The 1,430-nt window shown below is 64.5% G+C and carries 2 protein-coding genes; both read right to left on the reverse strand.

Features of this window, described 5'->3' with window-relative positions; translation table 11 throughout:
* Window positions 1-9: 9 nt before the first annotated feature.
* Entirely contained in the window at window positions 10-972 is a 963-nt protein-coding gene (locus AC1D19_RS30230) for an IS3 family transposase (protein ID WP_477765558.1), read from the reverse strand.
* A gap of 23 nt (window positions 973-995) precedes the next feature.
* The coding region (locus tag AC1D19_RS30235) for a hypothetical protein (RefSeq protein ID WP_477765559.1) at window positions 996-1,430 on the reverse strand (435 nt) is incomplete at its 5' end.

The raw sequence follows: 1,430 nt of genomic DNA on the forward strand, positions 1-1,430 counted from the left end.
CGGAACCTGTCAACCTCTTTGAGACGGATTCGCTAGTTCGCGGGTTCGTTTCCTGGGGTCGTTGATCCAGCTTTCGGTGTGGACGGTGGGTGCCCGGGGGCGCTGGTGGTGCCTGTGGGGGTTCGCTGCCCATGCGGTGTCCAGGGCCCTCTGGCGTCGTTCCCGGCACTCGGGCCAGGTGCCCTCGTGAACGGATTCCGGGGTGTAGTAACCGATCCCGGAATGGCGGTGCTCGGTGTTGTAGGCGTGGATGAAGCGGGTCGTCCAGGCCCTGGCGTGCTCAATGTCGGTGAAGTGCCGCGGGTAATCAAGGTCGTACTTCATGGTCTTGAACTGCGACTCCGAGAACGGGTTGTCATTGGAGACCCGGGGCCTGGAATGGGACTGGATGATGCCGAGTTTGGCCAGGTAGGTGCCCATGTCGGTGCTGGTCATCACCGAGCCCCGGTCAGCGTGCAGGACCTCGGGTTTGGCCTGCTCGCGGGACAGGGCATCGGTGATCATGTCGAGGGCTTCCAGCGTCCCTTCGCCGGGCTCCAGCCGCCAGCCCACCACGCAGCGGCTGAAGACATCCAAAATGACATACAGCCGGAAGTTCCGGCCCCGGTCAACGGACCGCAGGACGGTGATATCCCAGGACCACACCTGGTTCGGGCGGGACGCGCACAGCTCCGGGATCACCGAGGGTTTATGGGTGGCCGTGACCCTGCGGTCGCCATTGAGTTTCCGGGCCCTTGCCACCCGGTGCCATGAGGATTCCGAGGCGATATAGACGCCCTGATCAAAGGTCCGGTAGAACACTTGGGACACGCTCAGATCCGCGGATGCCTCATCGGTCAGGAACGCCTCGATACGGGCACGTTCCTGACCGGTGAGCATTGCCGGCTGCACGCGTTCGTTCTGCGGGACCGGTGCCGCCCTCACAGCCCGCGGGGCCCGGTGGCGGTACCAGGTGGGCCGGGAAACGCCCATGACCTGGCACGCGGCCACCACCGTCAATCCGTCGGAGACGAGGCCCGCGACTGCTTCTTCCCGGATGGCGTCCGCAGCGGGGCCGGCTCCGCGCTCTCGGCAAGTTTCTCCAAGAGCGCGTGCGCTTTTCCCGCGGACTCCAACGCCGCCTTCAGAATCTCCTGATCCGCCTGCGCCTTCGCCAGCTCCCGGCGCAACCGCACAATCTCGGCACTCTGCCGCTTCGGTGTCATGGCACCCTCACGCGAGGACCGCTTACCCGTGGGAGTCGCAGCAAACTCATCATGATCCCGAGCGTAAGCCCAAATCCCGACCGCATGCCCCGAAATCCCATACTCACGCAACACCGCACCCTTTTGACCACGCGGGGCAGCCTCGTACTTCTCCAGGATCGAAAGCTTCTCCTCAAGAGTCCGGAACGGCACCTTCCCAGTCGACTTCGTCATGCCCAACCCGCC

The sequence above is a fragment of the Pseudomonas sp. P1_C12 genome (assembly GCF_056406435.1).